Source organism: Acinetobacter sp. ANC 4910, from assembly GCF_004331035.1.
Taxonomy (GTDB): domain Bacteria; phylum Pseudomonadota; class Gammaproteobacteria; order Pseudomonadales; family Moraxellaceae; genus Acinetobacter.
This window is the reverse complement of record NZ_SJNT01000004.1, coordinates 50544-70113: the sequence shown is the minus strand read 5'-3', so window position 1 is coordinate 70113 and position 19570 is coordinate 50544. Positions and strand designations below refer to the sequence as shown.

Sequence of the window (19570 nt, the reverse complement as noted above, 5' to 3'; positions counted from 1 at the left end):
GCAGGCAGCTTAGAAATGATCAAAGCGAGGCGAAGTCCAGTATTGTTTGTTCACTGCCATGCAGGCAGCTTAGAAAACGCTCTCAGATTTTCGTTTTTCGTGCTGTTCGTTCACTGCCATGCAGGCAGCTTAGAAAAGATTGGCGTCATTGAAAGCGTTCGCATTGATGTTCACTGCCATGCAGGCAGCTTAGAAATCTTGGCTTCTAGCCACGGCACCGCAGTCGTTTTTCATTACCACATAAGCAAAAAGGCTGCACATAGGCAGCCTTTGAACTGATCTAAAAATGAATTAGAACGACACCATTTTTCCTGGATTAATCATCGCGCCAATGCCATACATGCTCTTAGCAATTGGAATTACAATAGGCGCTAACGCACGACCCATCGGAATATTCATATGTTGAATTTTGGTCAGCATTTCAAAATCATCCGATTGACCGCAAAAGTCATCTGCAATCGCTTTACCAATTCGTACAGTTTGTGCCACACCATGTCCACTCCAACCATGTACCGCATAAATAGGGAACTTGTTGCCAGACTTACGGCTATCAGTAGCACCATTCACGGTTAAGTCAGTTTTACCACTCCAAACAAAGTCAATCTCAACCTGCTTTAATTGCGGGAATACATGCTTAATACGTCCCAGCAAATAGTCGTGAGTTTGCTGTGCATCCCAGCAAGAACCTGTCCCTTCACCCCCAAACAACAAGCGGTTTTGAGATACGCCACGATAATAGTCAATTTGGAACTGCGTGTCATACACTGGCATATCCGTTGGGAGTAATTCTTTTAAATCAAGCTCTAATGGTGCCGTGGTACATACATAAGTATAAAAAGGAATGGTGGTTTGTTTACGTTCTTCCAATAGTGTAAACGACGCATGATGTACCGCCATCACCACACTTTTACGTGCTTTAATCACACCGGTTGCAGTGGTGACATAAATACCATCGGCACGCTCTTGAATCAATTGCACTTCAGTTTGTTCATAAATTTTGCCACCATTTTGACAAAAACCATAAGCCAAACCGCGGGTTAAGGCTAGGGGATGAATATGACCCCCTAGGTGATCTAACAAGCCGCCAAAATAATTTTCAGAACGAATATGCGTACGCAATTCATCTTGGCTGAGCATTGCTGTATTTTTTTCTTCTAAATATTCACGTGCTTGCATACCATCACGCAAAGCATCTAAATGTCCAGAATGCACCGCAGCCGTGATATGACCACGTTTACGTTGCAAATGTAAGTCATATTTTTCACTGATGCCGTCAATTAACGACATGGCTTCAGTAGAAGTAAAATGCCATAATTTTTTCGCATCTTCAAAACTGAAGTGCTCCGCCATGGTTTCTGCTTCCCAACGCGCCAAACCTGGAGTCAGTTGTCCGCCATTACGCCCAGAAGCAGCACTGCCAATGCGGTTTTTTTCAACCAGAACGGTGTCTACACCTTGTTCAGCCAAGTGAAGTGCTGTTGAGGTCCCTAATAGTCCACCCCCAATCACAAGCACATCACACTCGATATTTGCATTCAGCACATCGAAAGTATGCCAATCTTGCAATGAACTTTCATAGTAGTTGGCAGGATGTTCGAACTGACCGCGTGAAGCTGCAATCCAGTTCCATTCTTTACCAGTTTGTTGATATTGACTGGCTTTAAATGCGACATCATTGAGTAAAATGGGTTTAGTCACTTCGATAGACATTTGGAACTCTCTTTTAAATTTGGTAAATAAGCTTAAGCATTACTAAGCACGATGCTTTGTTTGCGAATTTTCTTGTACACAAACAACACGATGCCAACAGTTAGCCAGCCAAGACCAAAATGTAATGCACTGGATTCTAGATTGAGCCACATTGCAACAAGGGATAGTACAGATAACACAGGTAAACAAAGATTTAAGAAGAAAGCTTTAAAACCTGCACGTTGCTTTTCATGCACATAAAACTTCATAAATACCGAGAAGTTCACGGCTGTAAAAGCAATTAAGGCACCAAAACTGATTAAATTCAGAACGGTAGATAAATCTAGGAACATTGCTGTCATAGACACCACACCAATGGTAATCACTGAATATAAAGGTGTACCTAATTTTTGGTTGACTGAACCAAAGATGCCTTTATGGAAAATACCATCGCGGCCCATGATATGAATTAAACGTGCAGCACTTGCATGAGAAGCCAATCCAGATGCAACGGTATTCATGATTTGTCCAACCAAAAATAATGCTTGGAATAATGCGCCGCCCACATATAAAGCAATTTCTGGTAAAGCTGCTTCGGGGTCTTTAAAACGCGCGTTATCTGGGAAATAAAGCTGAATAAACCACGATGCAGAAATAAAGATGAAACCACCTATAAATGTGGTCAACATGACAGCACGAGGAATGGTCTTTTTCGGGTCTTTGGTTTCATGAGACAAGGTGGTTACAGCATCAAAACCCAAGAACGAAAAACACAGAATAGATGCACCCGTAATTAATGGCACAATGCTGGTATCGCCATTAAATAATGGTTTTAAGGTCAATACATGTTCATAGCCATTCGAACCAATGCCACTAATCACTAAATAAATAAAGACAACCAGTAGAATTAAAGGTACGAATACAAAGATTAGGGAAAGGTTTGCAAGAATATGAATTCTAAAGCAATTGACTAATGTGACTAATCCTGCCGCAACAAATACCCATGCAGCATAAGGCACTGCTGGCATTAAAGCATGGAGGTAAATTCCCGCCAGTAACGCATTAATTAACGGAAGCAGAATATAATCGAGTAATGAACACCAACCAACAAAGAAACCTGCAGAAGAGCCACAACTTTCAGCTGTATAAGTATAGGCAGAACCCGGACGGTCAGTTTGCTTACTTAATCGAGCATAACTAAATGCCGTCAGTAACATGGAAAAAAGTGCGAAGATGTAGGCGAGGGGAACTCGACCATTGGTGATGTCCGATACAATACCGAAAGTGTCAAAAACAGTCATCGGGGTCATATAGGCAATGCCCACAATAATCACTTGCGCTAATGTGAGTTTGCGAATGTTAGTGCTGCGATTGTCCATGTATTAAAACCTGTAAATCGTTTTAAATCATTTGGAAAAGTCATCCATGACTTAAAAAGCTGTAAATAAGGTATAAATGTCTGTAGAGCGCAGTACACAAAGAACTCAATTCTTTAGGCACCACGCTCTTAACATTTGTTTTTCAATGATATGTAAAGGCAAGCTTTACCGTTGAATGATAGATTTACCTTGCTTCTTATGAAGAGGAATTAAGCTGCATTACGCTTTTGGCGCAGTTCAGCAGCATGTGCAATTGCATCATTTTCAGGTGCTTGTGACTTGCCATAAGGTTTGGCAGTAAACATGTAAAGCAAACCACTTACAATCACAAAACCTAAACCAATGAGTACAATCCAGCGGTCAAAGAATGAAGGAACGTCTGCAGGTTGAGCAAGCAAATAAATTGCAACCAAACCATAAGCAAGAGCTAGTGCATTGATAGGTAAACCCCAAGCACCCACACTCCACTCACCAGCAGGTTTCCAACCTTTTAAGCGGTTTTTCAACGCGGCAAATACAACCATTTGGAAAGAAACATAAATACCGATGACAGCAAAAGCCGTGATTCGCGCTAAGTTATCTGGTGAGAAATAAACCACAACACAGAAAATTAAAGGCAACAAGCAGCTTAAAATCATGGCGTTATCAGGTACATTTTGCTTCGATAATTTAGCAATCCATTTATTTCCAGGCAGCATTTGGTCACGTGCGAAAGAAAACAAAAGACGGCTAAGAGCAGCTTGTAAAGACAAGATACAAGAAAGCATCGCGATAATAGCAATCACAATAAAGAGATTTGCACCATTTGTACCCAACGTATCACGTAAGATAAATGGAATAGGATCAGTCACTTGCCCATTTACAATTGCTTGTAAGTTTGGTGATGCAAGTAAATAACCTAATACCGAGACCATTGCAGAGATACAACCGAATACAATACTCAAAATCATTGCCACTGGAATTTGGCGGCTTGGATTTTTAACTTCTTCAGCGACGTTACCGCAGGCTTCAAAGCCGAAGAACATGAATAAACCAAGTAGTGATGCAGAGAAGAATGCTGTTGTATATGAACCGTCTTGTGCAAGAACGCCCATGGTATCAAATACAATCGAGAACGGTTGAGCACGATGGAAAATCAATAAGTAGATTCCCAACGCGATTACGCTCACAATTTCACACCAGAAACCAATTTTAGCAACACGTGCAAGGTTTTTGGTACCAGACATATTCACAACCATACATAAGATTAACAATACGATGGTCGTGATTAAACAATTCATTGCCGTTGGTTCATAATGGAACAACGAAGCCACAAATCCTGCACTATATTCAGCAATAGACGTTACGGTAACGACTAAAGCCCAAAGATAAATCCATGCAGCCATCCAAGCATACTTTCTTCCCCATAGACGTCTAGCCCAAGGGTACAGTCCTCCAGTAATTGGATACTGTGACGCGGTTTCGCCAAATACGATTGCGACCAATAATTGACCAAAAGCTGCAACCATAATCCACCAAATTGATGGTGGGCCAGCAAGCGTAATAGCAAGCGCAAATAATGAATAAACGGCTGTTAATGGTGATAGATAAGTAAAACCAAGTGAGAAATTCGAGATCAATCCAATTGATCGTTCAAACTGTGAATTTTGGACAGACGATGAATTCGTCTCTTGTCCTACATTTTCACCTATAGGAAGGTCATTCATGCAATTTCCTTATTTAGCAATAAAGTTCAATACATAAGTATTAAAATTTTCCCAATCCTGCTTTGGGAGCGTGGGGTATTCTGAGTATAAAAGTCTTCGATTTGAACGCAGAAAATTTAATTCCTTGATGCAGAACAATAAATTTCCTGTTTTGAAATGAAATTCCTTTTTCACGATTTGAGATTGAATATCATTTATTTTTTGATATGAATGATTCAAATCGCTATACATTTACATAGCCTAATTTGTCTTTTTTTATAATTACAAACGAGAGCCAATTTATTAATTTGAGCAGGAGCCAATTTTTTTTAAAATAAAATTTTTGCCATTATATTATGTGTTTTTTTATTTATTTCCGTTATGTGTTGTTATTTTTAAAATTAATTTTAATTGATGTAAAACAATAACTTAAAATATTTAATATTATGTAAAAATGTAAATTTAAAATAAAAATGTAAAGTTAAAATTAAAAAATGTAAATATATTAATTATAATTCTTGGGCGGCTTTGTTCCGACTTGGTTTTAAAATATTCTTGACAAAAAAAATAATAAATAATAAATAAGCAATTGTGGTGAATAGATAGATATTTTATTTGAATTGCTGAATAAGGAAATTGCATGACAGACCTACATATTGGTGAAAATTTAGGACAGGCGAATGGGTTTGTTCAAATGCACGTTAAACAATTAAAGCACTTTATTAATGGTGAATTTGTTCAAACAACAGGGGTTGAATTCTTTGATTTAATTAGCCCTGTAAACGGTCAAATTTATGCACAATCGCCAAATGCAACACAACAAGATGTAGATTATGCATATGGGTGTGCAAAAGCTGCGTTCAAAGTTTGGAGACGCTCAACACCTTCAATACGTCAAAAAGCATTATTGGATTTTGCAGAGGCATTAGAAAAAAATGCAGATCAACTTGTAGATACACAGAGTGTAGAAACAGGTCAGCTTAAACACATGATTGCTGCTGAAGAAATTAAAACTTCTATTGATCACATCCGTTTTTTTGCTGGTGCGGCCCGCTGCTTAGAAGGAAAGGCAACTGCTGAGTACTTAGAAGGTTTTACTTCAAGTATCCGTCGTGAACCTATTGGTGTTGTTGGTCAAGTTGCGCCTTGGAACTACCCATTATTAATGGCTGTTTGGAAAATTGCTCCTGCTTTAGCAGCGGGTAATACAGTGGTATTAAAACCAAGTGATACAACACCAAATAGCACGTTACTACTTGCTGAAATTGCTGCCCCGTTTTTCCCTAAAGGTGCCATTAATGTCATCTTAGGTTTGGCTGATGCAGGTTCAAAAGTTGTTTCTCACCCTGTACCTGCAATGGTTTCAATTACAGGTTCTGTTCGTGCAGGACTGCAAGTGGCTGCTTCAGCGGCAAGCAATTTAGCAAAAGCGCACTTGGAACTGGGCGGTAAAGCGCCTGTAGTTGTATTTGAAGATGCGGATCTTGAAAAAGCAACAGATGCAATCAGCATCGCTGGCTTCTTCAATGCAGGACAAGACTGTACTGCTGCGGCACGTGTTTTAGTCCAAGAAAGCATTTATGAAGAATTTGTGGAAAAAATGGTTGCAAAAACCAAGCAAATTCACTGTGGTTTGCCAGATGATGAAACAGCTTTATTTGGTGCACTCAACAACCAACGCCAGCTTGTACATGTGAAAGGCTTCTTAGACCGCTTGCCTGCACATGCCAAAATTGTGACTGGTGGTAAGCAAGTGACTCAATACGATGGTTACTATTTCGAGCCGACCATTATTTGTGGTTTAGAACAGCACGACGAAGCCATCCAAAATGAAATTTTTGGCCCAATTGTCACCATCCAAACCTTCAAAGATGAAGCTGACGCACTAGACAAAGCCAATGATGTTGAATTTGGTCTCGCTTCAAGTGTTTGGACAAATGACCATAGCCGTAGCATGCGCTTTAGCCGTGATTTAGATTTCGGTACGGTTTGGACGAATGCACATATTCCGCTTACTGCCGAAATGCCGCATGGTGGCTTTAAAAAGTCAGGCTATGGCAAAGACTTATCAAGCTATGGCTTTGAAGAATATACCCGTATTAAACACGTGATGAGTGCTTACGAAGATTAATCTTCGGCATGATGCACCTGCAATCATCATTTAACTAACATATTTTTTCTAAAGGGAATACACATGAAAAATATTTTACAAGCACTTATTTTAGTTCCTGCAATGGCGGGTGTCACAGTTGTTCATGCGGCTGTACCACCTAAGCAAGTTGTTACATCATATATGCAAGCTTGGAATCAACATGATTCTAGCAAAGCAGCCTCTTATTTTGCTAAAGATGGCGTATTTTATGATGCTGCTGTAGGTACGCCACAAAAAGGGCAAGTTGCAGCACGTGATAACGTTATCAGTGTATTTATTAATGCTGTGCCTAATTTGAAATGGGAAATGACGAGTGCTCCAATTGTAAGTAAAGATGGCATTTCTTTCCAATGGCGCTTTACAGGCAATAATACTGGTGCATGGAGCAAAGATACACCTGCAACGAATAAGCCAATTAACTTTGAAGGTGTGAGTTTTGTTCGTGTTAAAAACGACAAAATTGTTTACCAAGGCGACTACTACGATTCTGCGACTTTAAATAAGCAGTTAGGCTGGTAATCCGCTACACATAAGCCCAGACTCTACTGCATGTCATTTATGTTGCTATAAATGAGTAAAGTTGGGTTTGGGCATATGTTTTTTATGGTCGGAGAATTCAGCTTTGGGATATGGCTCGCACTATTTGAGCGAGAGAAGATAGTAAAAACAGCAATACAGCATTTGCAAGACCTCAGGAATTTAGAGGAATTGCTATACGCTATGACACGATCAAGCAGACCTATAAAAATTCAAAAAAAATGAAGCTGGATATGATTTCAGCAAACTATGCATATGATTTAAATTAATAATTCTATAAGGGGTGTGCTTTGCTATAATCCCGATGCTTTTTAATATATGACAATTTTATGAAATTTAGAACTTTATTTGCTTCGACTTTATTGTTAGGTTCAACTCAATTCTTAGCAGCAATGCCCGTGGATCAACTATTAGGCTCATGGAAAGTAATTGATGATAAATCTGGAAATTACATTACAGAAGTTGCTATTCGTAAGAATTCAAAGACTCAACAATATAGCGCAGCCATCACTAAGTCATATGCATTACCAGGTACAGTAGCGACAGATGTCTGTACCAAGTGCAAAGGTGCATTAAAGAATCAAAACTTATTCGGTTTAGAAATCCTTACGAATATGCAGGCAACATCAAAAAATAAGTTTAATAATGGGGTATGGGTTAACCCACAAAATGGCCTTGTTTATATTATTAATGCAGATCTCAGTAATACTGGTGAGCAAATGAAGGTTTTTGGCAAGTCAAAGTCTGATAACACTACGACAATCATGACTTGGAAGAAATTATAAACAAGTCTCCGAATGTGACTTTAGGAAGTCACTTTTGTTGATTTCTAAAAAACCATCAATTGATGGTTTTTTACATGGATATTGGTGCGAACGAGCATTAATCCATGAGATGTATATTGTGATAATGTCTGCAAGATTGAACAGCTAAAACATATAGAACATTATCAATAATGCCAAAAAATTTCTCTATTGTTCGACGATCTTCTTTTAATTGAACTTCAGTTTTGTCGCATAAGTATTCATCATTAAACAGTACTGAATAGCTGTATCTGAGCCAGTTTGATTTCGTTCTTGTATGCTTCTTGCTTGTGCATACCATTGAGTATGGTGATCAACCCAGAGCAATATATTGGCTTGATTTAGCAAAGTTTGATGATAAGAAAATCAATTGGTTGAGCGATAGATTGTAGATGTAGGTTTGTTTATCTGAGGAATATATGACTGAATAAAGCATTATGGACAGCTTTGTGTAACAAAGCCAAGTAAAAGTAGAAAATTTTATTCAGACTTATATGTTTTTATTTAAAAACAAAAATAGAATATTTTGCTACGATGAGTTTGAAAAAATATTGGAAATATCAAATCAAGTATCAAATTCTAATCTATCAGATTTGGTGCCAAGAGAAGACAGCATAGCTTCTTCTTCTAAGCTTGTTTTATAAGTCCCTAAAACAATGTCTTCAATAGCATTCATTGCTTCTCTTAATTTCCTTTCGCCTACAGTTATGTCTCGATCATCATCTTTTGGGTTCAGTAGGCGTTTAATTGTGTATTGTCCATAATCAAGATTTTCAGCAATAGTAGCAAAGGTTCTACGCAGATCATGGAAGCTAAACTCAATGCCACAGGATTTATTGATTTTTTGGCGTACTTTGGAAATATTCACAATATGACCAGAGGTAGATTTGGCAGAAGGGAATACCCATTCATTTTTGGCTTGAGCATAACGTTTTTTCATGAGGGTAAATAGGAAGTCGCCCATAGGCAGAGTGTATGCTTCACTATACTTTGCATCTATAGAGGTGATTCGACCATGCTTTAAGTCAATATTGGTCCAAGTTAAAGATTCACATTCTTCACGTCTGAATCCTGTAAGCACTAAGGTAAGTAGAAAATCTCGATTGGTTTCTCGCTGTTGACCACGGTCTTTATATTCAAATACTGCTTTAATCCAGTGAGGTAGTTGCTCTTCATTAATATAGGTTTTGCGGCAGCAAATTTTATTCCATGCTTTTTTAGCATCCAGCGTCTTGGTTGGATTATGAGTATCTAAAATAGGTCTGCTATTTTCATCCAGATAATGCTCAACCGAGTAATTATAGAGGGCTCGAAAAACACGCATTGCCATATTTGCTTGAGCCAAGCTTCGTTGTGATAATTCAGAATGCTTGGCGTGAATCATTGATCTGGAAATTTTATCCAGTGTTATGTCATTCCAATCTTTTAGGTAGTCATCAACCACCAGCGTGTAATCTTTGATTGATCTAGGTTTGAGGGTTTTATATAAAAGGTAATGATCAAATGCTTGTTTTAATGTTGGTTTAATTTTGCGTAAATCTGATTTTGTTTTTCCTTCAGCAATTATTTTTCTTTTGGTTTCATTTGGATTGATGCCTTGAGACATCTGGGCAAGTTTGTCGCTGGCAATATCGCGTGCTTGGGAGAGGGTTAAGTTTCCATGTAGACCAATTGTAGACCGTACAGTCTTGCCAAGGACTTTTTTCTCAACGATATAGGTTTTACAAGTAGTATTGACCCGAATAGCAAAGCCGATCAAGTCACTGTCTCTATAGATAGCAGGCGTCATTTCGAGTTGATCAATAAATGTCTTTGTTAGCTTTACTCTTTGAAATGACATCGCTAGAATCGCTATCAATTGCAATATTTAGCAATATAGCACAATATTTTCTAGCGTCTACTATGCGTCTACAAGCAAAAAATACTTGCTCAATAGGGAAATGTTAGATAGTATTGCTGCACAGCCAAACTGTTGAATATAATAGTTTTGCAATAGTATAGGGCCTATAGCTCAGTCGGTTAGAGCAGCGGACTCATAATCCGTTGGTCCCCAGTTCGAGTCTGGGTGGGCCCACCAAATAAAACGACCACTTACATGTACTAATTGTGAGTGGTTTTTTTGTACTCTAATTTTAGAAAAACAAAATTTTACTTTCCATTCTGCACTAAATAGAAATCTAAAGCTTTAATGTTACTTCCTAATAAACAATAGCCAATTAAGCTATAAGCCTGATTAGGCATTTCTCTTTATATCCATTTCAATTAGCGCTTTACTCTTAGCACTTGCTTTGGAGCTTAAGCAATATCAGGGCACCGATGGAAGCACTTTTTATTCATTTAAATTGAATGTCGCTACTCAAACTGCCATTAGCTCAGTTGGATAGAGCCTCCGTCTTCTAAGCGGATAGTCGTGGGTTCGAGCCCTATATGGCGCGCTAATGATAAAAAGCAAATATAAAAAGGATCATAATCTTTGAATTTTTTACAATTAAGTATTTTGGAGCTTAAATAGGCGTGCTCATATCGAGAAAAGAAAAATTGAAAAGTTTGACACTTTAAGTCTAAGGCACTGTAATAATTAGAAATAGTGAAGTACTGCGGTGTTGTTGAGTTTAGATTTTATAAAATAGTATAGACCATAAAAAAGGAAACCCTATACATGAGCATTTCCTTTTCATTCTATTGATTGTGGTGTTTGGTGCTGAAAATAACGCATCACATGAGCCACTTATCTTTAGGGCCATTATCTATATATTCCCAAAATTGATGCACTCCATTATCGTGAAATTTGAGGGTAAAAGGTTTATCCGTGACTAGCTCGGTTACACAATTTTGATATGAAACAACAACTTTAGCAAAAATTTCATTATCCTTATTTTGATAAAAGTTTATTGTTGGACTTAGGTTTTCTAGGAAATAGCAGTTCTCTGGCAAAAATACCATTTGCTTTGCAGTATCAATCGCTTCATGGCGATCTTTGTCAGTAAAGAATACATCGAAATTCATGAGCTTTGAGCCTCTTTTTCTTATTCCTTTCTTTATTTTAGAAGCATATGTGTAAAATGCAAACTAAATCACACTAAATTAATATAATGATACATTAATTGCGTTAATAGATTTATAAGTTGAAATTATAGGCATCTTTTTCATGTAACTTTATGAAGTTATAATTAACAAACTTTATTTTTCAGTTTGTTTTTCTTTATAAAACAGTGATGTATTTATCGTTAATTTATCATATGTTGATAAAAGTCAACATATGTGTTAAAATTTGAGCTAATTTAGGTAGTTCGAGGTTGTTATGATCTTTTTTGACGGAGAACAAGTTTTCCCTGATCAAGCAAATAACTTTAAAACTTTCTTAAAAAAATATCTTAGTGAACAAGATGGCGAATACTTATTAGAAGAAAAATCTTTTGTTTATGATGCTGAAAATGATGAATTTCTTGAATCCGATATTCAGGCATTCTATTCACTCTGGTCTGCAATTGTAGACTAGTAAAAACCGCCTTTCAGGCGGTTTTTTATTGGGACTATAGAATGTGATATGAATTAGCAGAGGTAAAATCTTAAAATTGTGAAATTCTTTTTTTGGGGGTTATAACGCACCAAACTGCTGCCAAGTCTCACCGTTATGCAAAGAATGATAATAATTTTGTAGTTCAACCAAATCATAATATTGGCTATAAGCTACAAGCAGTAAACCGAGAATGAGTCCAATTTTAAGATAAACAAGTTTGGTTGGGTTTTTATATAAATTATCCAGTCCAAAAAAAGTCAAAATTAAAGCTGGAATCAGCACAATCGCTTTTAAATGGTTTAAAAAATCGAGTCCATGGGTATACATTAGCCCAATAATCAGTAGTACAAGCCCTAGACTGGCATAGATACGGCTGTCGAGTGAAGTCCGTAAAGCAAAAATACATTGAAGCGTCAAAATAAAACTGGCAAACAAATAAAAAGTGGTTCCGCCAATGATGACCGTATAAATGGCATTGAATATACAATACGCCAATATAAGAAAGATCATTAAAAAGTAAATTAGCGTATAAAGTCGATGGGTCAATTCGGTTGTTTTTGCCATAAAAATCAATCCTTATCCTAACTCATTACGCATAAAATAAGCATAGGCATATTCTCTGTAAGCTTCTATTTTTCTGTTGTAAGTATTGTATATTTCTCATGACTTAATGGTGTTTTTAGTAAATTTCTGGTGAAAAAGAAGCTGATTAAACAGATACTTCCATCAATCAATAGGGCAGGAGTAACTGATAAATATCGCGTCGTAATGCTACTTTGTAATGCTTCTAATTGATTCCCAGAGGTCACCAATATGCCATTCAGGGTAGCAATGCATCCAATAAAAGGAAATTTTGTGTAAGCTGTTATTTTTCATAATAATTAAAAAGGAAAATAAAACAGCAGTGGCAGAGTACAACTCCAACAAAAACTGGATTGTAAATTTTCTGACAGTTATAGCGATCTGCCCAATGACTACGAATAAAAGAAAAATCGCACGAACGAAATGCAGCAAATGCATCGGAGCGTAAAAAGGCATAAATCAAATTTGTAATGGGGATAAGGCCAAAAGGATGTACCGAAGTCCATCCTTTTGTATTTTAGAAAGGCTTATTGTGCTTTACTGACAGCGACTGATGAATCATTGGCGTATATTTCAACCCTAAAGTTTGGCTGGTGTATTGACGCACCTGATCCAATAATACAGGGTTTGTGCTGAGTTCTTGCTGATACGATTTTACAATTTCATGTAATTTCGGGTTCCATTCACCGTGTACTTGTTGCGGGAATGCTTTTTCAAGCAAACTCAACATAATATAAGGTGAAGTTGATGCGCCCGGTGAAGCACCCAGCAATGCTGTTACAGCACCGTCTTTCGACGCGAAAATTTCTGTACCAAATTGCAAACTTGCAGGCTTTCCTGGTTCTTTCTTAATGATTTGAACACGTTGACCACCTTGATTCAAATGCCAGTCTTCTGGTTTTGCATCAGGATAGTATTTTTTCAATTCATTAAAACGATCTTCATCAGACATCATGACCTGACTTACTAAGTATTTGACCAAATCAAGGTTTTCCATGCCGACAGCAGTCATGGGTAATACATTGTTTTTCGTGGTCGATTTTAATAAATCAAGCTGAGAACCTTGCTTTAAGAATTTATTTGAATAGGTCGCAAATGGGCCAAAGAGCACATATTTTTTACCATCAATATAGCGGGTATCAATATGTGGAACAGACATTGGCGGAGCACCTAATTCGGCACGACCATAGACCTTGGCGGTATGACCTGCGGTGACTTTAGGATTGTCTGTCATTAAGAACACACCGCCTACAGGGAAGCCAGCGTATTGTTTTGCTTCAGGAAGACCTGTCATTTGCAAGAGTTTAACTGCTGCACCACCTGCACCAATAAACACAAAACGAGTTTTGACATGATTGGTTGCACCTGTTTTCAAATTTTTGAAAGATACAGTCCAAGTTTTGTCATCATTTTGGCTGATGCCAGTCACCTCAGTAGAGGTTTGTAGTTGGAAGTTAGATTGCTTTTTAAGGTGATCGACCAATTGTGTGGTGATTGAACCATAGTTCACATCCGAACCCACATCCATACGTGTTGCAGCGACTTTTTGTGTTGCATCACGACCATTCATCACCAAAGGTGCCCATTGTTTAATTTCGGCAGGGTTCTCAGAGAACTTCATGCCGTAGAACATAGGGTTTTTAACCATGGCAGCATAACGTTTTTCTAGGAAATTCACGTTGTCTCCCCATACAAATGCAATATGAGGAACAGGGTTAATAAAGCTAGTTGGTTTGCCTAAAACACCTTGTTTGACTTGATATGACCAGAATTGTTTAGCGACTTCAAACTGTTCAGCAACTTTTACGGCTTTGGTAATGTCCATCTTGCCGTCTTTTTCTGACGTATAGTTCATTTCCATAAAGCCAGAGTGACCAGTTCCTGCATTATTAAAGCCATTCGAGCTTTCTTGGGCAACTTGATCAAGTCGTTCGTACATGCGAATTTGCCAGTTTGGCTCAAGTTCGGTCAGATAAGTACCTAAGGTGGTACTCATAATTCCGCCGCCAACCAAAACAGCATCTACCACAGGTTCATTATTTGAGGTTTGAATTTTTTTAGACACAGTTGGTCGGAATAAAAAAATCAATACTGCAAGCAAAAGCAGTACGATAAATACCGCGAGGTATTTTAAAAAAGTTTTCATGCGATTTAAACCTTGGGAGCAGGTGTTGGCATCGCTTTAGAGCGAATAGAGAATAAGAACGAAAAATAAAAAAAGAAGTTGACGGAAATGGTGGCAAACTAAAAGTTCAGAAGAGAGGGAGTGAAATACATGAATCCTTAAAACTAAGAAAAAATGTACCTTTTAGTTCAACCACACATTTCCAATCGGTTGCCATTTTAGACGAAATAAGTATTGACTCAGTAATTTTTATTATAAATGTCGATATAATATCTATAAATTTGAGTGATGGTTAATTTATTTTTTATGAATTTCAGTGATTTAGGATAAATTTATTTCTTCTATAAATCAATAGACTAGAGTTTTTTGTTGATTCACCCCAATTTTTTACTATCAGTACAGCATAATCTCCGCCATAAGATAATGCAGAAGGAGTGAACAATTAAAATAATGAAAACATATTCAAAATATATCTAATTATAATACCTAATAAGTATAGGGAAATAATAACACCACATTAATTGATCTCAATAATGTGGTTTTGTTGATATTCAATGAATTAGATGATTCGGTTCCAAGCGCTTGGGAATCGGGTGCAGCGATCGTGCGAAAGCCTGTCAACCACAGATTTGAGCCGCCATTTTTTCAGTCATCATAATAGTGGTGGCATTTAAGTTACCCATGAGAATGAACGGCATAATCGAAGTAATGATCATTCGAAAGCTTAACATATCATGTATATGTCCTTGCCGATCTAACACAGACATTGCAGCTTTAGTCATTTTACAATGACAGAATCGATGGTATCTGTCCCAATATATTGTGAGCTCGGCAACTGGGTAAGTGGTTCTATTACCGTTTTGAAATTTATTTGTGCAACGTCTTTGTTGGTTCTACCAAAATGCAAGTGATTCATGATGTGTTGGATTGTTATGTTCCCATGACCTTCTTACAGATCAATCAATCGGTTCAGGGAATTATCCCTTATTTCCAGACCTTTAAGGATAATTAGGAGAAATCATGTTGACCTCATATTTACATGCATTTGCTTTGTTTTTCTCATTGCTGAATCCGTTTTTAATGAGTATTTACATGATTGGTATGATTCGGAACTCCGAAGCGAAAGTGTTTAATAAAGCTTTGATTCAGGGTTGTCTGATTGCCTTTGTAGTATTTATGCTGTTTGCATGGGGTGGAGAAGCTATTTTTAGTAAATATTTAAATGTGCGCTTTGAAGCCTTTCAAATTTTTGGTGGTCTGATCTTCTTGGTGATTGGCTATCGCTACGTGTTTCAGGGGGCGGATACCATTGGGGAAATGCGTGGTGCACCTGAGCATTTGGCAGGAACCATTGCCATGCCTTTTATGATTGGGCCGGGAACGATTAGTGCTGCTGTGGTAACGGGCATGTCGCTGCCAATTGGAGGTGCAGCCATGATTATTTTCTTAACTTTAACGCTGACCTGTGTGTTGATGATTTTAATGAAATTTGCCCATGATCATTTGCGCTATAAGCATGCCAAATATATAGACCGTTATGTCGATATTGTCGGACGGTTGTCGGCATTACTGATTGGAACCATTGCGGTGGATATGATTATTAACGGCATTATTGGTGTGATGGCTGAAATGTAATCTTCAGGGGAGTTAAAACTAAAAACCGAACATATAAAGTCCGGTTTTTAGTTTTAAAAAGAAGGTTGAGTTAGAGGCTAAACCTTCTAAGTTCAGTTAAGATGCGAATCTTTCGATAATTTTATCTAACTTCTTATCGATTTGCCCGCGATATACATCAGGTAAAACACGTGAAAGTTTAGCAAGAATACGTGCCTGAGTTCCCGGAATAATCATAAATTCAGAAGAAAAAATGCCTTGGTAAATTTCTTTACATGCTTTATCTACAGGCATGCTTCCACCTAATTGTTTCAATGCTGCTGTAATTGGTGAACCATTTTTACGTTCTTCTTCCACAAGTGGCGTGTCTACTTCTGGTGGGCAAACCACGGCAACATCAATCTTCTGGCTACGTAATTCCATACGAAGGACTTCAGCTAAGCCGACCACACCAAATTTAGATGAGCAGTAACCTGTGTAGCCATAGCAACCCACTAGACCCGCGGCAGATGCAATAAACACGATCTTAGGACGTTTACCTTGCTGTACTGCTTGCTTTAAATGCGGTAAAGCAGCATGTGCGACATTACGACTGCCGATAAGATTAATATTGATCTGTCTTTCGAACTCTTGCGAAGTCATTTCATCGAAATTCTTCGCAATACTGATGCCTGCTGAGTTAATCAACAAATCTGGTGTACCAAATGCTGTAACGGCTTCTGCAAATTTTGCATCCATCGTACTTTCATTTTGCACATCAATTTCAAAACCACAAACCGACGGGGAAAGCTTTTGCAAGTCAGTAACGGCTTGTTCAATGCCTGCATGGGCAAAAATACACACTTGGTACTTATCTTTGAGTAAGCGTTTAGTCAGTTCAAGACCAATACCGCTACTACCGCCCGTAACCCATGCTGTTTTTTTCATTGTATTTTTCATCTCAATTTCCTTATTTTGACAACTTAAAAGAGTGAAGTCTTAAACCACTTCATGTTGAAGTAGAACATCACCAAATTGTGTACGTAACGTAGCTTTTACAATTTTACCTGTACCATTGACTGGTAAAGCATCAACAAAAATCACCACATCAGGAATCTGCCAACGTGCAATTTTATTTTCAAAGTAAGCGCGCGCTTCTTCTTCAGTTAGGTTCGAGTTTTCCTGTTTCACTGCAATCAGGATTGGACGTTCATCCCATTTTGGATGACGTGCTGCAATTGCTGCCGCCATACGAATTTCAGGGTGACCGACTGCAATATTTTCAATTTCAACCGAAGAAATCCATTCACCACCAGATTTAATTAAATCTTTGGCACGGTCGCAAATGCTCATATAACCATCGACATCAATCGTTGCGATATCACCAGTGTCGAACCAGCCATCAGCCGTTGTCGCACTTTTCTCTTGGTTAAAGTAGGTGTCAACAATCCATGGACCACGAATTTGTAAATTACCTTGCGTGTGACCATCATTTGGCAAAGCCGTTAGGTTGTCAGCATCAACAATACGTAATTCAACACCGAATGGTGGACGACCTTGAGTTAAACGTAATTTTTCGAATTCTTCTTCATTTAAGGCTAAATGTTTTGCTTTTGGTTGGTTCGCTGTACCCAATGGGCTAGTTTCTGACATACCCCAAGCGTGAATAGTGTCACAAGCATAGTTGTTTTTGAAATCACGAATAATTGAAGGAGGGCATGCGGCACCACCCACGACATTACGCGCCATGCTTTCTAACTTAGTGCCGCGCTTTTTCGCAGCAGCAAGTAGACCTTGCCAGATGGTAGGTACACCTAAAGCCACAGTGACTTTATAATCATCAATTAAGCTAACAAGGCTGTCACCATCAAGGTTAGGTCCTGGAAGTACAATGGTACAGCCAACCATTGCAGCTGCATAAGGTACGCCCCATGCATTTACATGGAACATCGGGACTACAGGCATCACAATATCTTTTGCAGACAAGTTAAGTGAGTCTGGTAAGCTAATTGAAAGTGTATGCAATAACGTAGAGCGATGGCTATACAATACGCCTTTAGGGTTGCCGGTTGTACCTGAGGTATAGCAGAGAGAACTTGGTGTCTCTTCACTAAATTGTGGCCAGCTAAATTCGGCAGATTGATGTTGAATCAGCTCATCATAGAACAGGACATTTGGTAAAGCTTCAGCGATTTTTTCATCGCGTGAACCATAGCAAATGAAACGCTCAACAGAAGGTACTTTACCTTGAATCGCTTGGATTAATGGTAAAAATGTTGAATCAAAGAAAATCGCTTTATCTTGAGCATCATTAATAATAAAAACTAATTGTTCCGGGAATAAACGCGGGTTAATGGTATGGCAAACATAACCACTTCCCGAAATCGCATACCAAGTTTCTAAGTGACGATGGTTGTTCCATGCAATGGTAGCAAGACGATCACCAGCTTTGAGATCAAATGCAGAGAAAGCATTTGCCAGACGTTTACTGTTCTGTTGAACTTGTAACCAGTTGGTCGTGGTAATTTGACCATTCACTTCACGTGAAATAATAGAGGTATCGGAGTGATACCTTGCTGCATGCTCTAGTAAATTACTAATCAACAAAGATTGATGCATCATTTTGCCAAACATTTCATTCATCCTTGGTTTCTATTGTTCTAATAAAAAGGACTTCTAACTGTTGTTAAAAGTCCTTGATCCGTTTATTCGCCAGTTAATACAACGCCAGCGCCGGGTTTGATATAACGCGGCAATTTTTGCCCTGTTTGCTGCGCGACTGCATGAAGTGTACGCTCGATCCAACCTGCATCCATGATGAACATGAGTGAGTCGTCATCATTTAAGTTGACGTTTGCGCCTTCAATGACCATGAAACCTTCAGCGCCTTCAGGGGTTGCTAAAGTATGGATAGAACCTGCTGGTTCAAATAAATAGCTTCCAGCTGTTTGAACATCTTCAGGATATTCGACATAATGCCAAGAACCTGCTGTGGTATAAAAATGTACTACACCCGTGTGGAAGTGACGTGGAAGCACTGTGCCCGCATCAAAACGTGCGCGGATAACCCAAGTACCATTATCTGGATCTAAAAAGCAAGGTGTTACATGTACACCTGGTAAGGCATTTTTGATTTCGCCATCGTTTACATTAATTGTTAATAAACGGTCTTGATGATTGATTGATTGTGCAATGCTCATGACAAACTCCATGTATGTCTTTTTTTGGAGAATGAGATATCAGAACGCTATAGTAGCGTTTATCTGTTATTTCCTTAAGCTTGAGCATAGCAATGTTTCATAATAAGCAAACCATTCAAAAGAATGGATTTGTACTCGTTTGATTATTGCTCGGGTGGTTTGAATTTAAAAATGTATTTAAAATCTGGATTTTGATTCAATTTCATATTGAAGTATTACGCGCCTTATTTTAATTTGGTTGCGTTTTTTAGGGGAACATATCACGCTTTTTACGAAGATGATGTGTGATGTTAAATTTCAAGGAG

The 19570-nt window shown here is 38.1% G+C and carries 16 protein-coding genes, 2 tRNA genes and 1 CRISPR repeat array (1 of these 19 running past the window's edge); of the genes, 7 read left to right on the top strand and 11 right to left on the bottom strand.

The genetic code is table 11. The features are described from left to right. Positions 1–196: direct repeats of the CRISPR family, unit length 28 nt; unit sequence GTTCACTGCCATGCAGGCAGCTTAGAAA; it reaches 4873 nt to the left of the window's first position. Between the two features lie 95 nt (positions 197–291). The 3 genes from E0H82_RS05220 to E0H82_RS05210 all read right to left on the bottom strand — a co-directional run bounded on the left by E0H82_RS05220 (position 292) and on the right by E0H82_RS05210 (position 4774). Further along, entirely contained in the window at positions 292–1710 is a 1419-nt protein-coding gene (locus tag E0H82_RS05220) for an NAD(P)/FAD-dependent oxidoreductase (protein WP_165492924.1), read from the bottom strand. A gap of 32 nt (positions 1711–1742) precedes the next feature. Beyond that, a complete protein-coding gene (locus E0H82_RS05215; protein ID WP_131263660.1) occupies positions 1743–3068 on the bottom strand; it encodes an APC family permease in 1326 nt (441 codons plus the stop codon). A 209-nt stretch (positions 3069–3277) separates the two neighbouring features. Continuing rightward, positions 3278–4774 (bottom strand): APC family permease, encoded by a 1497-nt coding sequence (locus tag E0H82_RS05210; RefSeq protein ID WP_131263659.1) that lies wholly within the window; start codon positions 4772–4774, stop codon positions 3278–3280. Positions 4775–5447: 673 nt separating this feature from the next. Here E0H82_RS05210 and E0H82_RS05205 point away from each other — a divergent pair. From E0H82_RS05205 to E0H82_RS05195, 3 genes are all read left to right on the top strand, one after another. Continuing rightward, positions 5448–6884 (top strand): gamma-aminobutyraldehyde dehydrogenase, encoded by a 1437-nt coding sequence (locus tag E0H82_RS05205; RefSeq protein ID WP_131263878.1) that lies wholly within the window; start codon positions 5448–5450, stop codon positions 6882–6884. Between the two features lie 63 nt (positions 6885–6947). After that, positions 6948–7424 (top strand): ester cyclase, encoded by a 477-nt coding sequence (locus E0H82_RS05200; protein WP_131263658.1) that lies wholly within the window; start codon positions 6948–6950, stop codon positions 7422–7424. 347 nt (positions 7425–7771) lie between these two features. Next, complete coding sequence (locus E0H82_RS05195; RefSeq protein ID WP_131263657.1) at positions 7772–8227, top strand: DUF2147 domain-containing protein; 456 nt, start codon at positions 7772–7774, stop codon at positions 8225–8227. A gap of 583 nt (positions 8228–8810) precedes the next feature. On the opposite strand, the gene E0H82_RS05190 is transcribed toward E0H82_RS05195, so the two are convergent. Further along, positions 8811–10085, bottom strand: a complete 1275-nt coding sequence (locus E0H82_RS05190; protein WP_131263656.1) for an integrase family protein — start codon at positions 10083–10085, stop codon at positions 8811–8813. Positions 10086–10245: 160 nt separating this feature from the next. Here E0H82_RS05190 and E0H82_RS05185 point away from each other — a divergent pair. After that, positions 10246–10322 (top strand) — tRNA-Ile (locus E0H82_RS05185). Positions 10323–10608: 286 nt separating this feature from the next. Beyond that, positions 10609–10680, top strand: a tRNA-Arg gene (locus E0H82_RS05180). 280 nt (positions 10681–10960) lie between these two features. On the opposite strand, the gene E0H82_RS05175 is transcribed toward E0H82_RS05180, so the two are convergent. Next, entirely contained in the window at positions 10961–11251 is a 291-nt protein-coding gene (locus E0H82_RS05175) for a hypothetical protein (RefSeq protein ID WP_131263655.1), read from the bottom strand. Positions 11252–11546: 295 nt separating this feature from the next. Here E0H82_RS05175 and E0H82_RS05170 point away from each other — a divergent pair, with 295 nt between their 5' ends. Beyond that, entirely contained in the window at positions 11547–11744 is a 198-nt protein-coding gene (locus E0H82_RS05170) for a hypothetical protein (RefSeq protein ID WP_131263654.1), read from the top strand. A 99-nt stretch (positions 11745–11843) separates the two neighbouring features. Here E0H82_RS05170 and E0H82_RS05165 read toward each other — a convergent pair whose 3' ends face one another. The 3 genes from E0H82_RS05165 to E0H82_RS05155 all read right to left on the bottom strand — a co-directional run bounded on the left by E0H82_RS05165 (position 11844) and on the right by E0H82_RS05155 (position 15293). After that, positions 11844–12329 carry a hypothetical protein gene (locus E0H82_RS05165; protein ID WP_131263653.1) on the bottom strand — a complete coding sequence of 162 codons (486 nt, stop codon included), beginning with the start codon at positions 12327–12329 and terminating at the stop codon, positions 11844–11846. Between the two features lie 535 nt (positions 12330–12864). Continuing rightward, positions 12865–14493, bottom strand: coding sequence for a malate dehydrogenase (quinone) (gene mqo, locus E0H82_RS05160; protein WP_131263652.1), 1629 nt, complete (start codon positions 14491–14493; stop codon positions 12865–12867). A gap of 596 nt (positions 14494–15089) precedes the next feature. Further along, positions 15090–15293, bottom strand: a complete 204-nt coding sequence (locus E0H82_RS05155) for a GMC oxidoreductase (protein WP_228258630.1) — start codon at positions 15291–15293, stop codon at positions 15090–15092. A gap of 199 nt (positions 15294–15492) precedes the next feature. Here E0H82_RS05155 and E0H82_RS05150 point away from each other — a divergent pair, with 199 nt between their 5' ends. Next, positions 15493–16107: a MarC family protein gene (locus E0H82_RS05150; protein WP_131263650.1), complete on the top strand. Its 615-nt coding sequence runs from the start codon at positions 15493–15495 to the stop codon at positions 16105–16107. A gap of 96 nt (positions 16108–16203) precedes the next feature. On the opposite strand, the gene E0H82_RS05145 is transcribed toward E0H82_RS05150, so the two are convergent. The 3 genes from E0H82_RS05145 to E0H82_RS05135 form a co-directional block, all read right to left on the bottom strand. After that, a complete protein-coding gene (locus tag E0H82_RS05145) occupies positions 16204–17025 on the bottom strand; it encodes an SDR family NAD(P)-dependent oxidoreductase (RefSeq protein ID WP_131263649.1) in 822 nt (273 codons plus the stop codon). Between the two features lie 39 nt (positions 17026–17064). Next, the gene (locus E0H82_RS05140) at positions 17065–18699 is read right to left on the bottom strand and encodes a long-chain fatty acid--CoA ligase (RefSeq protein WP_131263877.1); all 1635 of its coding nucleotides are present in this window, start codon (positions 18697–18699) and stop codon (positions 17065–17067) included. A 71-nt stretch (positions 18700–18770) separates the two neighbouring features. After that, positions 18771–19265 (bottom strand): 2,4'-dihydroxyacetophenone dioxygenase family protein, encoded by a 495-nt coding sequence (locus E0H82_RS05135; protein WP_131263648.1) that lies wholly within the window; start codon positions 19263–19265, stop codon positions 18771–18773. Positions 19266–19570 lie beyond the last annotated feature (305 nt).

Bases quoted from the DNA above. Each gene is read 5' to 3' on its own strand.
- E0H82_RS05220 (WP_165492924.1), bottom strand. From the start codon at position 1,710: ATGTCTATCGAAGTGACTAAACCCATTTTACTCAATGATGTCGCATTT.
- E0H82_RS05215 (WP_131263660.1), bottom strand. From the start codon at position 3,068: ATGGACAATCGCAGCACTAACATTCGCAAACTCACATTAGCGCAAGTG.
- E0H82_RS05210 (WP_131263659.1), bottom strand. From the start codon at position 4,774: ATGAATGACCTTCCTATAGGTGAAAATGTAGGACAAGAGACGAATTCA.
- E0H82_RS05205 (WP_131263878.1), top strand. From the start codon at position 5,448: ATGCACGTTAAACAATTAAAGCACTTTATTAATGGTGAATTTGTTCAA.
- E0H82_RS05200 (WP_131263658.1), top strand. From the start codon at position 6,948: ATGAAAAATATTTTACAAGCACTTATTTTAGTTCCTGCAATGGCGGGT.
- E0H82_RS05195 (WP_131263657.1), top strand. From the start codon at position 7,772: ATGAAATTTAGAACTTTATTTGCTTCGACTTTATTGTTAGGTTCAACT.
- E0H82_RS05190 (WP_131263656.1), bottom strand. From the start codon at position 10,085: ATGTCATTTCAAAGAGTAAAGCTAACAAAGACATTTATTGATCAACTC.
- E0H82_RS05175 (WP_131263655.1), bottom strand. From the start codon at position 11,251: ATGAATTTCGATGTATTCTTTACTGACAAAGATCGCCATGAAGCGATT.
- E0H82_RS05170 (WP_131263654.1), top strand. From the start codon at position 11,547: ATGATCTTTTTTGACGGAGAACAAGTTTTCCCTGATCAAGCAAATAAC.
- E0H82_RS05165 (WP_131263653.1), bottom strand. From the start codon at position 12,329: ATGGCAAAAACAACCGAATTGACCCATCGACTTTATACGCTAATTTAC.
- mqo (WP_131263652.1), bottom strand. From the start codon at position 14,493: ATGAAAACTTTTTTAAAATACCTCGCGGTATTTATCGTACTGCTTTTG.
- E0H82_RS05150 (WP_131263650.1), top strand. From the start codon at position 15,493: ATGTTGACCTCATATTTACATGCATTTGCTTTGTTTTTCTCATTGCTG.
- E0H82_RS05145 (WP_131263649.1), bottom strand. From the start codon at position 17,025: ATGAAAAATACAATGAAAAAAACAGCATGGGTTACGGGCGGTAGTAGC.
- E0H82_RS05140 (WP_131263877.1), bottom strand. From the start codon at position 18,699: ATGTTTGGCAAAATGATGCATCAATCTTTGTTGATTAGTAATTTACTA.
- E0H82_RS05135 (WP_131263648.1), bottom strand. From the start codon at position 19,265: ATGAGCATTGCACAATCAATCAATCATCAAGACCGTTTATTAACAATT.